The 16228-nt window shown below is 70.3% G+C and carries 15 protein-coding genes and 2 pseudogenes; 8 read left to right on the top strand and 9 right to left on the bottom strand.

Annotated features, from left to right (window positions below; genetic code table 11):
- Positions 1–206 (top strand): hypothetical protein (locus VI238_RS08730; protein WP_331650484.1); only part of this gene is annotated, 206 nt, incomplete at its 5' end.
- Positions 207–223: 17 nt separating this feature from the next.
- Here the strand turns inward: VI238_RS08730 and VI238_RS08725 are convergent.
- From VI238_RS08725 to VI238_RS08715, 3 genes and pseudogenes are all read right to left on the bottom strand, one after another.
- Complete coding sequence (locus VI238_RS08725) at positions 224–673, bottom strand: hypothetical protein (RefSeq protein WP_331650482.1); 450 nt, start codon at positions 671–673, stop codon at positions 224–226.
- Positions 674–941: 268 nt separating this feature from the next.
- Positions 942–2588: pseudogene (abc-f, locus tag VI238_RS08720) on the bottom strand (ribosomal protection-like ABC-F family protein); the annotation flags it as partial.
- Positions 2589–2645: 57 nt separating this feature from the next.
- On the bottom strand, positions 2646–3185 hold the full coding sequence (locus VI238_RS08715; protein ID WP_331650480.1) for a helix-turn-helix domain-containing protein: 540 nt from the start codon (positions 3183–3185) through the stop codon (positions 2646–2648).
- A 117-nt stretch (positions 3186–3302) separates the two neighbouring features.
- On the opposite strand from VI238_RS08715, the gene VI238_RS08710 reads away from it, so the two are divergent.
- Together VI238_RS08710 and VI238_RS08705 are read left to right on the top strand one after the other, a co-directional pair.
- Positions 3303–4007 (top strand): hypothetical protein, encoded by a 705-nt coding sequence (locus VI238_RS08710; protein ID WP_331650478.1) that lies wholly within the window; start codon positions 3303–3305, stop codon positions 4005–4007.
- Positions 4008–4273: 266 nt separating this feature from the next.
- Entirely contained in the window at positions 4274–5632 is a 1359-nt protein-coding gene (locus VI238_RS08705; RefSeq protein ID WP_331650476.1) for an MATE family efflux transporter, read from the top strand.
- Between the two features lie 41 nt (positions 5633–5673).
- Here the strand turns inward: VI238_RS08705 and VI238_RS08700 are convergent, their stop codons facing one another.
- Complete coding sequence (locus VI238_RS08700; RefSeq protein WP_331650475.1) at positions 5674–6105, bottom strand: Rid family hydrolase; 432 nt, start codon at positions 6103–6105, stop codon at positions 5674–5676.
- A 154-nt stretch (positions 6106–6259) separates the two neighbouring features.
- Positions 6260–7015, bottom strand: a complete 756-nt coding sequence (locus tag VI238_RS08695) for a queuosine precursor transporter (RefSeq protein WP_331650473.1) — start codon at positions 7013–7015, stop codon at positions 6260–6262.
- Between the two features lie 119 nt (positions 7016–7134).
- Between VI238_RS08695 and VI238_RS08690 the strand changes: the two genes are divergently transcribed.
- Positions 7135–9969 carry a S53 family serine peptidase gene (locus VI238_RS08690; protein WP_331650471.1) on the top strand — a complete coding sequence of 945 codons (2835 nt, stop codon included), beginning with the start codon at positions 7135–7137 and terminating at the stop codon, positions 9967–9969.
- A gap of 160 nt (positions 9970–10129) precedes the next feature.
- Complete coding sequence (locus VI238_RS08685; RefSeq protein WP_331650469.1) at positions 10130–10846, top strand: YebC/PmpR family DNA-binding transcriptional regulator; 717 nt, start codon at positions 10130–10132, stop codon at positions 10844–10846.
- Between the two features lie 232 nt (positions 10847–11078).
- Here the strand turns inward: VI238_RS08685 and VI238_RS08680 are convergent, their stop codons facing one another.
- The gene (locus VI238_RS08680; RefSeq protein ID WP_331650468.1) at positions 11079–12500 is read right to left on the bottom strand and encodes a M20/M25/M40 family metallo-hydrolase; all 1422 of its coding nucleotides are present in this window, start codon (positions 12498–12500) and stop codon (positions 11079–11081) included.
- 198 nt (positions 12501–12698) lie between these two features.
- Here VI238_RS08680 and VI238_RS08675 point away from each other — a divergent pair, with 198 nt between their 5' ends.
- Positions 12699–13199 (top strand): Rid family hydrolase, encoded by a 501-nt coding sequence (locus VI238_RS08675; RefSeq protein WP_331650466.1) that lies wholly within the window; start codon positions 12699–12701, stop codon positions 13197–13199.
- Between the two features lie 272 nt (positions 13200–13471).
- Here VI238_RS08675 and VI238_RS08670 read toward each other — a convergent pair whose 3' ends face one another.
- A complete protein-coding gene (locus VI238_RS08670) occupies positions 13472–14185 on the bottom strand; it encodes a pseudouridine synthase (RefSeq protein ID WP_331650464.1) in 714 nt (237 codons plus the stop codon).
- 117 nt (positions 14186–14302) lie between these two features.
- Here VI238_RS08670 and VI238_RS08665 point away from each other — a divergent pair, with 117 nt between their 5' ends.
- Complete coding sequence (locus VI238_RS08665; RefSeq protein ID WP_331650462.1) at positions 14303–14728, top strand: OsmC family protein; 426 nt, start codon at positions 14303–14305, stop codon at positions 14726–14728.
- 67 nt (positions 14729–14795) lie between these two features.
- Here VI238_RS08665 and thpR read toward each other — a convergent pair whose 3' ends face one another.
- A complete protein-coding gene (thpR, locus tag VI238_RS08660) occupies positions 14796–15359 on the bottom strand; it encodes an RNA 2',3'-cyclic phosphodiesterase (protein ID WP_331650460.1) in 564 nt (187 codons plus the stop codon).
- A 104-nt stretch (positions 15360–15463) separates the two neighbouring features.
- Here thpR and VI238_RS08655 point away from each other — a divergent pair, with 104 nt between their 5' ends.
- Entirely contained in the window at positions 15464–15916 is a 453-nt protein-coding gene (locus tag VI238_RS08655; protein ID WP_331650458.1) for a YbaY family lipoprotein, read from the top strand.
- 53 nt (positions 15917–15969) lie between these two features.
- Here VI238_RS08655 and VI238_RS08650 read toward each other — a convergent pair.
- A pseudogene (locus VI238_RS08650) lies at positions 15970–16228 on the bottom strand (hypothetical protein); the annotation flags it as partial.

Here is a 16228-nt window from a genome sequence, read left to right as displayed (position 1 = left end):
GGCATGCGTTCACGCCGCACATGTGGGTGCAGGCCTGGGACGGCCGGAGATGGACGAGTTACGACGCCGCGCTCGGCAGGTTCGACTCGAGCCACATCGCGATCAGCGTCGGCGACGGCACGCCGGAAGGATTCCGCGGCGAGATGCAGGCGATCGCTCGCCTGCACGTGCTGGGCGCGGCCCGCGTCCTCGAAGAGGCCGGCTGATCGCGCGATCCGCCGGCTCAGCGCACTGCGGCAGCAACGGTCTCGCGCACGACCGGCAATTCCGGCACGTCGCCATCGCCGTCGCCGTCGTCGACGATCGCGGCCGACTGCGGATCGCTGATCCCGCCCATGAGCAGCACTTCGTGCTCCGGCGGCGGTGGCGGGGCGGTCGTCGCCGCACCCGACTCGACCGTCGCACGGACGTCGATCCCGACCGGATCCGCCTGGCCAGGCGAGGCCAAGGTCAACGCGAACGCCGCACCGAGACCGAGCGCCGCGCCCCGGCGCACGCGATAGGACACGCAGATCGGACCCTGCGAATGGCGCACGAACGCGATGCGATCGGCGTCGCTCATCGCGTCCAGGCCGTGCACCGCCTTGCGGCAATGGCCGCAGTACCCCGCGACGCGCCGCTGCGCGTCGATGCCGAGCGGACAAGGTTGGTCGATCTTCGGGAAGCAAGCCATCGCGGGATCTCCGTTCGTCGGTGGCGGCGCGGCGCGCCGGTGACCACGGACGGATGCAACGCGGAAGCGGTGGCCGCGGGGTTGTGGCGATTCCCGATCGCGCCGACGACGGCGCGGACGGCGCGCGGTGCGTCGAGCCTGCAGCGCACGTCCCGCCGCGACCGACCCGACGCGCGCTCACCCCATTCGCTCCGCCGTGCATCGCGAGCCGGCGCTGCGCGCGACGCGCTGTGCGTCCCGCCTACGCGGCCGCGCGCTTGCCCTTGCCCTGTTCCGGCGAGCTGCCCGACCCGCGCGCGCGCAGCCATGCGGCGTACTCGTCGAGGTCGCCCTTGAACTCCTCGACCTTGCCGTCGGCGACGCGCCAGAACGTGTCGCAGACGAGGCCGGTCAGGTGGCGATCGTGCGAGACGAGCACGATCGCGCCGTCGAAGTCGCTCAGCGCCTCGGCCAGTGCCTCGCGCATCTCGAGGTCGAGATGGTTGGTCGGCTCGTCGAGCAGCAGCACGTTCGGCTTGCGCCACGCGATCAGCGCGAGCGCGAGGCGCGCGCGTTCGCCGCCGGAGAAACCGTCGATGACCTCGAACGCGCGGTCGCCGGGGAAGTTCCAGCGCCCGAGGTAGTCGCGGAAGTCCTGCGTCGACACGCCCGGCGCGATCTCGCGCAGGTGGTCGATCGGGGTCTGCCCCTCGTGCAGCGATTCGACCGTGTGCTGCGCGAAGTAGCCGAGCACGAGATCGGGATGCGCGGTGCGCTCGCCCGTGAGCAGCGGCAGCTCGCCGACGAGCGTCTTCACGAGCGTCGACTTGCCCGCGCCGTTCGGGCCGAGCAGGCCGATGCGATCGCCGGCTTCGAGGCCGAACTTCACCTTCTTGAGGATCACCGCGTGGCCGTGGTCTTCGACGATCGCATGGTCCGACGGCCCTGCGTGCGCGCTGCCCTTGAGCGTGTAGCCCGCATCGACGTGGTTCAGGCGCAGCAGCGAATGCGGCAGCTTCACGGGCTCCGGGAAGTTGATGCGGATCTGCCGTTCCGCACGCACCGCCTCGGTGCCGCTGAGCTTGGCGAGGCGCTTGACGCGCGACTGCGCCTGCTTCGCCTTGCTCGCCTTCGCCTTGAAGCGCGCGATGAACGCCTCGAGGTGCACGCGCTCGGCCTGCTCCTTCTCGAACGCGATCTGCTGCTGGCGCAGGTGCTCGGCGCGCTGGTGTTCGAAGCTGGTGTAGTCGCCCGAGTAGAGCTTGGCGCGCTGCTCGTGCAGGTGCAGCGTATGCGTGCAGAGGCCGTCGAGGAACTCGCGGTCATGCGAGATCATGAGCAGCATGCCCGGATATTTCTGCAGCCACTGTTCGAGCCAGAGCACGGCGTCGAGGTCGAGGTGGTTGGTCGGCTCATCGAGCAGCAGCAGGTCCGACGGCATCATGAGCGCGCGCGCGAGGTTGAGGCGCACGCGCCAGCCGCCGGAGAATTCCGCGACCGCCATGCGGTGCGTGTCCGGCTTGAAGCCGAGGCCGTGCAGTAGCCGGCCCGCGCGCGCTTCGGCGTCGTAGCCGTTGATCTCGGCAAGCTTCTGGTGCGCGGCGGCGACCGCGTCCCAGTCCTCGGCGGCGGTCGCGGCGCGCTCCGCCTCGAGAACCGCGTGGACTTCGGTGTCGCCGGAAACGACGAAATCGATGGCAGGATCCGGCAGCGAGGGCGTCTCCTGCGCGACGCTCGCGATGCGCAGCCGGTTCGGCAGGTCGATGTCGCCCTTGTCGGGCTCGATCTCGCCCATCACGACGGCGAACAGGCTCGACTTGCCGCAGCCATTGCGGCCGACCACGCCGACCTTGGCACCCGCGTGCAGCGCGATGTCGACATCGGACAGGAGCAGGCGCTCGCCGCGTCGCAGGGCGAAATTCTTTAGGGCGATCATGGGGTTCGAAGAGTGTCGCGGAGGCGCCTAGTGTAGCGGACGCGAGCCGCGACGGCATCACCCCGCCGCGCCGCGCGCCATCTGCACGAGCACATCGGCCAGTTGCGCCGGTGTCGCATCGATGTCGCCCGCGAGCCAGCCGAGCAGCACGCCGAGGTGCGTGTGCGCGATGATCGCGGCCGTGCGCGCCGTCGCCGCGCCCGCGTCGGCCCGCCCGGACAGGCGTGCGGCGACGATGCGGCCGTACACGCGCGCGAGCGCCCTGCGCGACGACTCGCGCCGCAGCGAGTGCGCGTTCGCCCGGTTGTCCCAGAAATGGCCTACGGCCGCCGCGACGTCGACGGCAGCGACGTCCGGCTCGACGACGGCCGCGAGCCGCTCGAACGGATAGCGGACCGTGTCGAGCAGCAGCTCGTCCTTGCCGCGGTAGTGCTCGTACAGGGTCGAGCGGCCGACACCGGCCCGCGCCGCGATGTCGGCGATGCCGATCTCGTCGAAACCGCGCTCGAAGAACAACTGGATGAACGCCTTCTGCAGCGCCGTGCGCGTGCGCCGGCGACGCGCGTCCTCGCGCGCACCGATCTCCGTGTTCGTCATCGATGCACCGCCGTTTCCGGACGATCGCGCCAACGTGTCCGGAATCGCGTCGACGCGCGACCGCCGCAGGCGCCCATGCCGCTAGGCTCCGCGCAACCGTACTCCGAGGACGATGCCATGACCGAACGCTCCCCCGACTTCGCACTTCCCGACGCCGAACTGCGCACCGCCGGCGCGATCCTCGTCGCCGCGTCGCTCGCGTCGGTGCTCATGATGGCACACCACCCGTCCGGGTCGTCCCGCGACATGGCCACGTTCGTCGAGCAGATCGTGCGCATCGGTGCGCTGAACCACCTCGTGCACGGCTCGTTGATCGCGCTGCTCGCGCTGCTGCTGTTCGGCTTCGCGGAGTTCTCGCGCGTGTTCGGCGCCGACCGGCCACTGGTGCGCGTGGCGCTCGTCGCGTACGCGATCGGTACCGGCGCCGACATCGGCGCGGCGTCGATCAACGGCTTCGCGATCGGCCGGCTCGCTGCGCAGTACGCCGGCACCGACGCGGCGGCGCTCGAACACCTGCGCCAGCTCATGCATCTGTGCTGGGCGATGAACCAGTCGCTCGCCGACATCGGCGAGTTCGCGCGCGCGCTCGCGATCGCGCTGTGGTCGTTCGCGCTCCTGCGCGCGCGCACGAACTTCGTGCTCGGGGCGGCCGGCCTCGTCTGCGGCGGCGGAATCGTCGTCGCGCTGCTCAGTGGCCGGCTCGCGCTCGACGTGCACGGAATGATGGTCGTCGTGCTCGCCGCAAGCGCGTGGAACGTCGCGCTCGGCGTGCAGCTCGTGCGCGGCCGGTTGCGGGTGCGCCGTCTCGGACCGACCGCCTAGCGTGTGCGCGCCGACGTCGCATCAGGCTGCGCGTCGACCTGCTCCGCGCGGACGCGCAGCGTCGGACGTCGCGATGCCCTTCCGAGGGCTGAGGGCTGAGGGCAGACATCGCGGCTTCCGCCGCTCGCACGATCCGCCCGCTCGAACTCCGCGTTGCGCGGCTGTTCCCGTGCGGACATTGTAGCGCCGGATCGCGCGATGGACGAGTCGTTACAGGCGCCGCAGATCGGCGCAGAATGCGCCGCCCTTCTCTCCGGGAACCCTGCATGAAAGACCTCACGCAAGGCTCGATCGCGCGTCATCTGGTCGCGCTCGCGCTGCCGATCGCGATCGGCATGCTGTTCCAGACGCTGTACGTGCTCGTCGATCTCTACTTCGTCGCGCGCCTCGGCGATGCCGCGATCGCGGGCGTCGCGACCGCGGGCAACCTGCAGTTCATCATCATGGGACTGACCCAGGTTCTCGGCGTCGGCGCGATGGCGCTGATCGCGCGCGCGGTCGGCGCGAAGAACCCGGCCGACGCGAACCTCGTGTTCAACCAGAGCCTGCTGCTTGCGGCGCTGTTCGCGGCGGTCACGCTCGTCGGCGGCTACGCGTTCGCCGGGAGCTATGCGCGCGCGCTCGGCGCCGACGCCGAGACCGCCGCGCTGGGCACGACCTACCTGTACTGGTTCCTGCCCGGGCTCGCGCTGCAGTTCGCGCTGATCGCGATGGGCTCGGCACTGCGCGGCACCGGGCTTGCCAAGCCGGGCATGATCGTGCAGGTCGCGACGGTCGTGTTGAACGCGATCCTCGCACCGGTCCTCATCGCGGGCTGGGGCACGGGCAAGCCGCTCGGCATCGCCGGAGCGGGTGTCGCGACGTCACTCGCGATCGCGGTCGGCGTCGTCATGATGATCGTCTACTTCGCGCGCCTCGAAAAATACGTCGGCGTCGACGGCGCGCTGCTCAAGCCCGACTTCGCGACCTGGAAGCGCATCCTCAAGATCGGCGTACCCCCGGGCGGCGAATTCGCGCTGATGTTCCTGTTCCTCGCCCTCGTCTACCTCATCATCCGACCGTTCGGTCCGGCCGCGCAGGCCGGATTCGGCGTCGGCTCACGCGTGATGCAGGCGATCTTCCTGCCCGCGATGGCGGTCGCGTTCGCGGTTGCGCCGCTCGCCGGGCAGAACGCGGGCGCGCGCCTGCTGCCGCGCGTGCGCGAGACGTTCGACAAGGCCGCGCTGATCGGCAGCGCGATCATGGCCGTGCTCACGCTGTTCTGCCACTGGCGCCCGGACCTGCTCGTCGGGTTCTTCACGCAGGACGCCGAGGTGGTGCGCATCGGCAGCGAGTTCCTGCGCATCATCTCGTGGAACTTCGTCGCACAGGGCCTGATCTTCACCTGCGCCGGCATGTTCCAGGCACTCGGCCACACGCTGCCACCGCTGTATTGCACGGCGACGCGCGTGAGCGTGTTCGCGTGCGTCGCGTATTGGCTGTCGACGCGGCCGGGCTTCGAACTGCACGAGGTCTGGTACGTGTCGGTCGCGACGGTGACCCTGCAGGCGATCCTCATCATCACGCTGCTTCTGCGCGACATCGGCCGACGCACGCGCGAGACGACGGCGACCGCCGCCGCATAGACCACGGGCGGCAGGCGGCGATGACCGCCCGCCGCGCCGCCTCAACGCCCGCGATCGCGGGCGACGAGGGCGTTGCACTGCACTTCGGCACGCGCGCCGAGCGCGAGACCGCCCGTCGCGTAGGCCATGCGCGCGGGATAGTGCTGCTTGAAGTAGCCGCGATAGACGTCGTTGAATGCCGGCCAGTCCTTGATGTCCGCGAGCGCGACCGTGCACTGCACGACGCGGTCCCAGGAAGAACCGTGGCGCGCGAGCGAGTCCCCGATGTTCTGCATGAGCTGCTTCGTCTCGGCCGCGATGCCGCCCGAAACGAGCTTGCCGTCGGCCCCGGTGCCGATCTCGCCGGAGAGGTAGAGCATGCTGCCGACGCGCACCGCTTCGGAGAACGGCAAGCTCATGCCGGGCGGCGGGTTCGTGACCGGGAAATACTCGGCGTCGTCGGAGCCGGACGCGCGCGCCGCGAACGCGAGCATCACCCCGAGCAGCAGACATGCGGGCGCGGCGGACGTCGTCCTCTTCGATACCCGAGCGGCGCGACCATCGCGGCTTGCGCCGCTCCCACGGCGGGCGCGACCGCTTGCGCCGCGTGCGCAGGATGCCGGTTCGTTCATCGGAAGCCTCCCTTCGTCAGGCGTGCGGCCTGCGCTGTTCGCCTTCGTCGCGCAAGCTGAACGGCGTGAAATGCGTATGCGTGTCGTAGGTGTCGATGCCTTCGTGCCGCTTGAGGAAGCCGATCACCGCGTAGGTCACCGGCGTCAGCACGATCTCGACGAGCACCTTCATCGTCCAGTTGAACGCGATCACCTTGAGCATCGTCTGGCCGGACCAGATGCCCGCGAACGCGATCGGGTAGAACGTGAGGCTGTCGAGGCCCTCGCCGACGACGGTCGAACCGATCGTGCGCGTCCACAGCCAGCGCCCGTTCGTCCACAGCTTCATCTTCGCCATCACCCACGAGTTGGCGAAGTCGCCGATCCAGTACGCGAACATCGACGCGAGCATGATGCGCCAGCTCGCGCCGAACACGACTTCGAGCGCGGGCTGCAGGCGCTCGTTGAACGGCTCGTCCGGGCTCGGCGTCATGCCGACGATCACGAACGTCATCACGCTCGCGAACGCGAGGCCGCCGAAGCCGGCCCAGATCGCGCGGCGCGCGCGCGCGTAGCCGTACACCTCGGTCAACACGTCGTCGAAGATGTAGCTGATCGGGAAGAACAGGTTGCCTGCGCCGAACGTGAGCGCGCCGAGCAGCGGCAAGGTCACCGTGCAGACCTTGGCGGGGCCGATCAGGTTCGAACAGAGCAGGACCGCGACCATGCCGCCGACGAGCAGGTCGTAGTAACGGAACCCCGGCGCGCGCGCCGCGGTCTTGGATGTGCCCATGGGTGCCCCCTGCGGTGGGGCGCCATGATAGCGTCTGCGAATCCGCAGCGGCGCTTGCGGTGCGGCATGCCTCGCGATTAAGGTCGCATTTTCCTCCTTTTCCCGGCGGCGATCCCGGCATGAACGAGACACTTTTCGCGCGCATCGGCCCGGCGCTCGTGCTTGCCGCGCTCGCGGCCACCTGCACGCTCGCGCATGCGGGCGCGGGCGACCTCGTTCAGTCGACCGTCGACGGCGCCAAGCGTATGGCGATCGACAACGCACGGCCGGCGTGGGCTCGCGCGGATCGCGCGCGCGGCGCGGTCGACGCCGAGGTGCGGCTCGATCGCGTGAGCGTGTTGCTCCGTCGCACGCCCGAACGCCAGGCCGCGTTCGAAGCGCTGTTGCGCGACCAGCAGGATCCGCGTTCCCCCCGCTACCACGCGTGGCTCGACGCTGCGGAAATCGGCCAACGCTACGGCGCGAGCGCGCACGACCTCGACGCACTCGCGGGCTGGTTGCGCAGCGAGGGCCTGCGCGTCGAGGCGGTCGCACCGGCGCGCACGCGCGTGGTCGTCAGCGGCCGCAGCGGCGACGTCGCGCGCGCGTTCGACACCGCGCTCGCGTGGTACGACGGCGGTGAGCGCCGGCGCATCGGCGCGACGTCGAGGCCGAGCGTGCCTGCGGCATTCGCCACGATCGTGCGTGGCGTGGTCGGGCTCGACACGTTCACGCTGCGGCCGAAGCACCGTGTCGTCGCCGCCAGGCGCCCGGCAGGCGCGAAGGCGCTGCACCCCGCAGGCACGGCCTGCAACGACAGCGGCTGCGAGCATGTGATGTTCCCCGCGGATTTCGCCGCGATCTACGGCATCGGCGGCGCCGTCGCCGACATCGACGGAGCCGGGCAAAGCATCGCGATCGTCGGTCGCCAGCGTGTCTACGCACCCGACGTGAGCAACTACCAGACGATCGCGGGCCTGCCGCAGCGCGCGGTCGAGGTGATCGTGCCGCCGGGGGCGACCGATCCGGGCGCGCCGGCATCCCAGTGCGGCGCCGCCGGTTCGAGCTGCGATGATCCGAGCGATGCGGTCGGTGACCAGACGGAAGCGACGCTCGACGTCCAGGTCGCCGCGGGCGTCGCTCCCGGCGCGACGATCAAACTCATCGTCGCCAAGGACACCGACACCGAGAGCGGCGTGCAGCGCGCGATCGAGCATGCGATCGATGCATCGCCGTTGCCGGCGCGCGTGCTCAGCATCAGCTTCGGCAGTTGCGAGGCCGACAACGGTGCGGACGTCGCGCATTACCTCGACGACGTGTTCGGGCAAGCCGCCGCCGAAGGTATCTCGGTGTTCGTGTCGTCCGGCGACAGCGGCGTTGCCGATTGCGCCGATCATACCGGCGCGCCGCCGGCGCAGCCCGAGCCGTCGATCGACGTCATGTGCAGCTCCGGCCACGTCACGTGCGTCGGCGGCACGCGTTTCGCCGACGACGCGGAGCCGGATCGCTACTGGAGCAGCGAGGACGGCGCCGGATACCGCAGCGCGTACGGCTACATTCCGGAAGGCGCATGGAACGAACCGATCGGCCGCGGCGGCGAGACCGCGCTCGCTGCGAGCGGCGGCGGCACGAGCCGCTATCTCCCGCGGCCGGCATGGCAGTCCGGTCCGGGCGTGCCGACCGACGGCGGCCGCAGCGTTCCGGATGTCTCGCTCAATGCGGCCAGCCACGACGGCTATGTCACGTGCATGGCCGCGCGCCGGGGCTCGTGCGCGGTCAGCGGGGGCAGTTTCAGTTTCCTCATTTCGAGCGGCACCTCGGCGTCCGCACCGGCGATGGCCGGCATCGCCGCGCGACTGAACCAGAAGTTCGGCGCCGCGCAGGGCAACCTCAATCCGAACCTCTATGCGCTCGGCGCGCATCCGGTCAACGCGGTCTTCCACGACGTCACGCCCGCGACGAGCGCGGTATCCCCGTGCGACGTCGCCGTGCCGAGTCCGTGCAACAACAGCACGCCGGGTCCTTCCGCCCTCTCCGGCGGCCGCGCCGGCTACGCGGTCGCGCCAGGCTACGACCGTGCGACGGGGCTCGGCTCGGTCGACGTGCGCAACCTCATGGCCGCGTGGCCGACCGCGCAGCAGTCCGGGCCGCCGTTGAACCAGCATGGCATGAGCGGCTCGTGGGCGAATGCGGCGACGCCCGGCCAGGGCCTCGTCATCGACGTGTTGCCGGACCTGTATGCCCCGGGCACCGGCCTGCTCTTCGGCGGCTGGTTCACCTACGGCGTCGATCCCGCAGGCGAGACGCCCTTCGTCGTGCATCGCTGGTACACGATCCAGGGGCAGGTCGACGGCGGCGACGTCGCGACCATGCCGATCTACGTGACCACGGGTGGACGCTTCGACACCTCGCAACCGACTTCGACCGACGTAGTCGGGACCGCCACGCTCGCGTTCTCCGACTGCTCGCACGGAATGCTGCACTACTCGATCAGCGATTCCCGCCCGGCGGAAGGCGACATCCCGCTCACGCGCCTGCTGCCCAATGTCGACTGCGTCGCCGCAGGCAACCCGCCGGCCGCCCCGCCCACCTACTGGATGAGCGGCACGTGGGCCGATCCGGCCAACAGCGGCCAAGGACTGATCGTGGACGTGGGGCCGACGCAGAACGTGGTGTTCGCCGCGTGGTACACGTTCGCGGCCGACGGCGGTGGACAGCGCTGGTACACGCTGCAGGGCCCGCGCGGTAGCAACGCGACCCGCGTCGACGACATCGGCATCTTCGAGACGAGCACCGGTGGCTTCGACGACGCGACGCCGGTCACGACCACACGCATCGGCTCGGCCTCGATGCTGCTGCGCGAATGTTCGTCCGCCCGCCTCACCTACCGCTTCACGGCCGGCGAGAACGACGGTCGCAGCGGTACGCTCGAATTGACGCGGCTCGGGACGGCGTCGCCGGGCTGCCATCTCTAGGGTCGGTTCGCCCGGCGCTGCGCCATTCCGCGGCGCCGCCGCGCGCTCCGCCCCTGCGGCCGGCCGCAAGGCTCATCGTGACCCCGCCGCCTCGAAGTAGAATGGCGGACCGCCGGGCGCCGGCGGCATCGCCAACGATCACAGAGCCGCAGGAATCCCCATGGGCAGAGGCCCCAGCATCGAAAACCGCAAGAACGCCGAGGACGCGCGCCGCGGCAAGATCTTCACCAAGCTCATCCGCGAGATCACGATCGCCGCGCGCAACGGCGCGGACCCCGCCGGCAATGCGCGCCTGCGCGTCGCGATGGACAAGGCGCTGTCGTCCAACATGTCCAAGGACACGATCGAACGCGCGATCAAGCGCGGCTCGGGCGCGGACGGCGCCGACGACATGCAGGAGTTGCGCTACGAAGGCTACGGCCCGTCGGGCGTCGCCCTCATCATCGACGCGATGACCGACAACCCGGTGCGCACCGTCGCCGACGTGCGCCACGCGCTGTCCAAGCACGGTGGCAATCTCGGCACCTCGGGCTCGGTCGCGTTCCAGTTCAAGGAGCTCGGTGAAATCGTGGTCGACACGAAAGCGTCCGGCGGCGAGGACAAGGTCCTCGAGCTCGCACTCGACGCGGGCGCCGACGACGTCGTCGCCGAAGCCGATGCATCGGTCGTGCTGTGCGCCCCGGAACACTTCGAATCGGTCAAGAACGCGCTCGTCGCCGCGGGGCTCACGCCGATCAGCGCGGACATCGTGATGCGGCCCGACAACCGCGTCGCCGTCAGCGGCGAGGTCGAGGAGACGCTCGGCAAGTTGCTCGACTGGCTCGAAGAGCTCGACGACGTGCAGGACGTCTATCACAACGCCGCGTTCAGCGATTGAAGCATCCGCGGCGGGCTGCACCGGTCCGTTCGCTCGAGCGCGGAGAGCGGCGTCGAAGCGCCGCCGTCGGGGCAAGCGCCGGTTCGCGGCCGTTCGACTCCGGCCCTGCGGGCCGCGCGCACGGCGAACGGGTTGGCGGCGAGAAGCGCGACGGGGTTGGCGAGATTCCGTCGCGTCGGGCGCAGCGGGCGAACGAGCCACGAAACCGGAGCTCGCGAACGACGCGGCGGCGTCAGTCCTTCGCGGTCGCGTAGAGCTTCACGACCTCGTAGAGGAAACGGCGGCCGTCGAGCAGCGACTTCACGCGGATGCGCTCGTCCAGGCCGTGGGCGTGGCTGCCTTCGGCGTCGTGGAACATGCCCGAGAGGCCGTAGGTCGGCGTGCCGGCCGCATTGAGGAAGCGGCCGTCGGTCGCACCCGTCGCCATCGTCGGCACGATCGCGACGCCCGGCCATATCGCGTCGGCGACCTTGCGCACGGGGTCCATGATCGCTGCCGACAGGTTCGGCGCGTTGCCGACCGGGCTGGGTTCGCCGACGGCCGTGACCGTGATGTCCGCGTCGTCGACGAGCCGCGCAAGCGTGTTCTTCACCGCTTCGAGCGGGACGCCGGGCAGGATGCGGCAGTTCACGTTCGCGCCCGCGCGCTGCGGCAGCGCGTTCGGCGCATGCCCGGCATCGACCATCGTCGCGACGCAGGTCGTGCGCAGCATGCTGTTCCATGCCGGGTTGATCGTCCACAGGCGATCCGCCGCGGCCGCGTCGGGTGGGCTGGCGAGAACGGCCTTGATGTCCTCGGCGACCGCCTGCGGCGCGAGTTCGAGCTGCGCCCGGAAATAGCCGCGCGTCGCGTCGTTGAGGCTGATCGGGAACTGGTACGCACCGATGCGGCCGAGCGCCGCGCCGAGCGCGTAGATCGGGTTCTTCTTCGTCGGGCGCGAACTGTGGCCGCCCTTGTCGGTGACCTCGAGGCGGAAGTCCTGGTACACCTTCTCGCCCGCCTGCACCTGCAGCGCGACCGGCTTGCCGTGGTCGTCGAGTTCGCCGCCGGCGCCTTCGTTGAGCGCGAAGGCTGCGCGCGTGAGCTCGGGATGTTCCTTGATGAGCCATTCGACGCCGTCGAACGTATCGGACGTCTCCTCGCCGCAGGTGAGCAGCAGGCGAATGTCGCGGCGCGGCTTGAACCCTTCCTTGTGGTAGCGGATGAGGCTGTCGGTGAACACCGCGGCCATCGCCTTGTCGTCGCTGACGCCGCGCGCGTAGAACCAGCCGTCCTCTTCGACGAGCGTGAACGGGTCGCGCGCCCAGTCCTCGCGCTTGGCCTCGACGACGTCGAGATGGGCGAGCAGGATCATCGGCTTCGCCACCGCGTCGCTGCCCTTGATCGTCGCGACGAGGTTGCCGTCCTTGGGCCGCTGCGGCGGCACGAGCACCTCGGTGTCCGCCGCAGGAATACCGCCTGCGACGAGGCGCGCCTGCATCGCCTTGGCCGCCTCGGTGCAGCTGCCGACCGACAGCGTCGTGTTGATCTCGACGAGCTGCTTGTAGAGCGCACGGAACGCCGCCTCGCCCGGATCGGGCTTCCTGGCGCCGGCGGGCAGTGCGACGACCGCGAGCGCGGCGGCGAGCATCGGGGCGACGTGGTTCGGCTGCATCGGAAGGTTCCTGTTCGGCACGAACCGCGAGCATGGATCGCCTCGCCCGTGCGCGGCAAGACGCTTTACATCGCGCAAACATTCCCCGGCCGCCGTCCGCCGCACCCAGGGCTCGCTCCGGCGAGGCGATCGGTTACGACGCGCTGCTCCGTATTACGGTAGGCCGCGGCCGCATCGCCGCCTACCCGAACGACGTCCATGCGCATCCTGTTTCCCGCCCTCATCGCCACCCTGTTCGCTTCCGGTTGCGCCACCGCTCCGGTTCCGACCAAAACGATCGTCATACCGGCCGGCGCCGACGCCGCCTACGACACCTGGCACTACGCTCCGGCGGTCCGCGTCGGCGACACGGTGTACGTGTCGGGCATTCCGGCCGGACCCGGCGACGACTACGACGCGCGCATCCGCAACATGTTCGCGCGGCTCAAGCGCACGCTCGAAGCCGCGGGCGCGAGCATGGACGATGTCGTCGAGATCACCTCGTTCCATGCGCAGCCGAAGGACACCGCGAGCTTCGACGCCGAGTTCGAGCGCTTCCTCGCGATCCACAAGGAGTTCTTCCCGAGCGGCTACCCGGCATCGACGGTGGTCGGAACGACCGCACTGCTCGCCGAGGGCGCCCCGGTCGAGATGCGTGCGCTCGCCGTGGTCGGTGCCGGCAAGCACCTGGTCGTGCAGCGCGCCGCCGGCTCGAAGTGACGGTCGCTCGATCGTCCGTACCGGGCGGGCCGAGCACGCGCCAGCGCATGCGCACGCGCCGCTGGTAGCCCGATGGCGGCCGGTGCGGATCGCCGAGCGCGTCGCGCGCGAGCGCGCGCCTGCCCAATGCGCCCGAGCAGGAACGCGCCGAAGCACCGCGCGATGCGCGGATTGGCGCGCGCGCAACGCGCCGTCGTCGAGCGTGGCGGCGATCCAATCGATCGGCCGGCCATCGTCGCGCCGGCGCGGGCACCGGCGTGCCGCCCCTCGGTTCACCAGTCCGTGCGATCGGGCAGCAGGCCGCGCAGCTCGGCCTCGGTGAGGTTGCGCCACTGGCCGAGCTTGAGCGCGCCGAGCTTGATGTTGACGATGCGCACGCGGCGCAGCTGCGTCACGCGATAGCCGAAGGCCGCGGCCATCAGGCGAATCTGCCGGTTGAGGCCTTGCGTGAGCACGATGCGGAAGCCGAACTTGGCGATGCGCGCGGTGCGGCAGGGCTGGGTCATCCGGCCGTGGATGCGGACGCCACGCGCCATGCCGGCGAGGAACTCGGGCGTCACCGGCTTGTTGACCGCGACGAGATACTCCTTCTCGTGCCGGTTCTCCGAGCGCAGGATGTCGTTGACGATATCGCCGTTGCTGGTGAGCAGGATCAGGCCCTCGGAATCCTTGTCGAGGCGGCCGACCGGGAAGATGCGCTGCGCGTGGTCGACGAAGTCGACGATGTTGCCGCCGACCTCGCGCTCGGTCGTGCAGGTGATGCCGACCGGCTTGTTGAGCGCGATGTAGACGTGCCGGCGGCCCTTCGCGCCCGCCTTGCGCGCGAGCAGCGCCTGGCCGTCGACGAGCACCTCGTCGCCCTCGTCCACCTGCGTGCCGATGCCGGCAGGCCGGCCATTGACGGTGACGCGCTTCTCCGCGATGAGGCGGTCCGCCTCGCGGCGCGAGCAGTGGCCGCTCTCGGCGATGTGTTTGTTCAGTCGCATCCGCGCATTCTAGGGGCTCGCGCCCCGGCACGGTTGCGCCGTCATGCGAACGGGGTACGCTGGCGCCCCCGGCGCGCGCCGGCGACACGCCATTCCCCTCGAACCAGGAGACCCTCGATGAAGAAGCACGCTTCCGCGGTATGGACCGGCAGCCTCAAGGACGGCAAGGGCACGATCTCGACCGAGACGCGCGTGCTCGCCGACGCACCGTACGGCTTCAAGTCGCGTTTCGAGGACGGTCCCGGCACGAACCCCGAGGAACTCATCGGTGCCGCCCACGCGGGTTGCTTCTCGATGGCGCTGTCGGCGCAGCTGAGCGGCGCGGGTACGCCGCCCGAGCGCATCGAGACGAAGGCCGAGATCACCTTCGACAAGGTCGGCGACGGGTTCGCGATCACCGCGAGCCACCTGACCGTGAGCGCGAAAGTGCCGGGCCTCGACGCGGCGACCTTCCAGGACCTGGCGACCAAGGCGAAGGAAGGCTGTCCGGTCTCGAAAGTGCTCAATGCGAAGATCACGATGGACGCGACGCTCGTGAGCTGACGACGCCGCATCGTCGTCGCCTCGACGTCCCCGCACGACGTGCCGGCAACGGCCGCGTGCGGGCCATCTAGGCGAGCGACCAGCGGCCGACCGTGCGGTAAGGGTCCGGCGTCCTGCTTTCGATGAGCACGAATTCGTCGACGCGCCATGGAATCGCGGCAGCGAGCGGTCGACGCAGCGCCCGCTTCGCGTCGCGCAGGACCGTCACGTGCGGCACGAGCCGGCTCGGGCCGTGCGGACGGCAGCCCAGGCGCGCGAGTGCGATCCCGAGCTCATCGTGCAACCTCAGCAGTGCCGGCGGCGTTTCGCGGCAGCCGATCCAGACCGGCATGCCCGAGGCACCGAAGCTGCCGACGACGTCGAGCACGACGTCGAATGCCGGCAGCGAAACCTGCGACGCCGCGGCGACGGCGCGGGCGACGAGGTCCGCGGGCGCCTGCGTGAAACTCCCGAGGAACTGCAATGTCAGGTGGTAGCGCGCCGGCTTCAGCCATCGCCCGGGCGGATCGAACTCCGTTCGCAGCGTCTCGGCGGCGGCGGCGATGGCCTTGCGCGTCGCCGCGTCGGGGGACAACGCGAAGAACAGGTTCACGCTCGCCGGCGAACGCACCACGGGAGGGTCAGCGTGCATCGGCGCCAGTCTAACGGACACCCGCGCAGCCCGCCGCGTCGTCGGACCCGTGCATCGCCAGCCGACTGGATGGTAAAACGGGGTGCATCGTGCCCGGAGTCCCCATGCGATTCGCGCTCGTGGTCCTCGTCGTGGCCGCGCTGGGCGCGTGCCAATCCGTGCCAGCGCCCGGTCGCGGCGATGGCGCGACCGCGCGACCGCCCGCGTTGCCGCGCGCCGTCATCCACGGGCGCGCGTTCCATCTCGAGCGGCTTCTGCTCGCGGCCGGCGCCGTGCTCGACGTGCAACTCATCGACGACAGCATCGCCGATGCGCCTGCAGGGAGCGGCCTGGCGACCGTCGCACGCATGAGCTACGGCGACCTGCATGGCCCGCCGTACGCGTTCGACCTGCCGTACGACCCTGCGCGCGTCGTTGCGGGCCACCACTACAGCGTACGCGCGGCCCTGCGCACGCCCGACGGCCGTCTCGCGTTTGCGACCGCGGCGCGCGTACCCGTCGAACCAGGTGCGTCGACGCCGGTCGAATTCCGCCTCGCGCGCGTGCCCCAGCCCTGACGGGAGGTCGGGCATCGACGCGGTTTTCGCCCGGCGCGACGTCGCGCCACGCGTCAATGTCGATGGTGCCCGTGTCCGTCGTCGCGGCGGTCCCCATGATGCCGCCCGTGATGGGAGTCGTGATACCACACGCCCCATCCAATCGTCGGGTATGCAGGGTCGTAGTAGCGCGGCCAGTATCCGTCGTCGTAGTACACGTCGGGTCGATCGTCGTAGCGACTGCTGTAGTAGACGCTACCGCGATAGCCGTCGTGGCGTACGTAGGCGGGCTCGTAGACGCAACCGCCGAGCGTGGCCAACAGGGTTGCGGTG

This window comes from Dokdonella sp., from assembly GCF_036518555.1.
Taxonomy (GTDB): domain Bacteria; phylum Pseudomonadota; class Gammaproteobacteria; order Xanthomonadales; family Rhodanobacteraceae; genus Dokdonella_A.
This window is presented reverse-complemented; position numbering and strand designations above follow the sequence as displayed.

Coding starts and splice junctions, on each gene's coding strand:
- VI238_RS08725 (WP_331650482.1), bottom strand. CDS start 673: ATGGCTTGCTTCCCGAAGATCGACCAACCTTGTCCGCTCGGCATCGAC.
- VI238_RS08715 (WP_331650480.1), bottom strand. CDS start 3,185: ATGACGAACACGGAGATCGGTGCGCGCGAGGACGCGCGTCGCCGGCGC.
- VI238_RS08710 (WP_331650478.1), top strand. CDS start 3,303: ATGACCGAACGCTCCCCCGACTTCGCACTTCCCGACGCCGAACTGCGC.
- VI238_RS08705 (WP_331650476.1), top strand. CDS start 4,274: ATGAAAGACCTCACGCAAGGCTCGATCGCGCGTCATCTGGTCGCGCTC.
- VI238_RS08700 (WP_331650475.1), bottom strand. CDS start 6,105: ATGCTCGCGTTCGCGGCGCGCGCGTCCGGCTCCGACGACGCCGAGTAT.
- VI238_RS08695 (WP_331650473.1), bottom strand. CDS start 7,015: ATGGGCACATCCAAGACCGCGGCGCGCGCGCCGGGGTTCCGTTACTAC.
- VI238_RS08690 (WP_331650471.1), top strand. CDS start 7,135: ATGAACGAGACACTTTTCGCGCGCATCGGCCCGGCGCTCGTGCTTGCC.
- VI238_RS08685 (WP_331650469.1), top strand. CDS start 10,130: ATGGGCAGAGGCCCCAGCATCGAAAACCGCAAGAACGCCGAGGACGCG.
- VI238_RS08680 (WP_331650468.1), bottom strand. CDS start 12,500: ATGCAGCCGAACCACGTCGCCCCGATGCTCGCCGCCGCGCTCGCGGTC.
- VI238_RS08675 (WP_331650466.1), top strand. CDS start 12,699: ATGCGCATCCTGTTTCCCGCCCTCATCGCCACCCTGTTCGCTTCCGGT.
- VI238_RS08670 (WP_331650464.1), bottom strand. CDS start 14,185: ATGCGACTGAACAAACACATCGCCGAGAGCGGCCACTGCTCGCGCCGC.
- VI238_RS08665 (WP_331650462.1), top strand. CDS start 14,303: ATGAAGAAGCACGCTTCCGCGGTATGGACCGGCAGCCTCAAGGACGGC.
- thpR (WP_331650460.1), bottom strand. CDS start 15,359: ATGCACGCTGACCCTCCCGTGGTGCGTTCGCCGGCGAGCGTGAACCTG.
- VI238_RS08655 (WP_331650458.1), top strand. CDS start 15,464: ATGCGATTCGCGCTCGTGGTCCTCGTCGTGGCCGCGCTGGGCGCGTGC.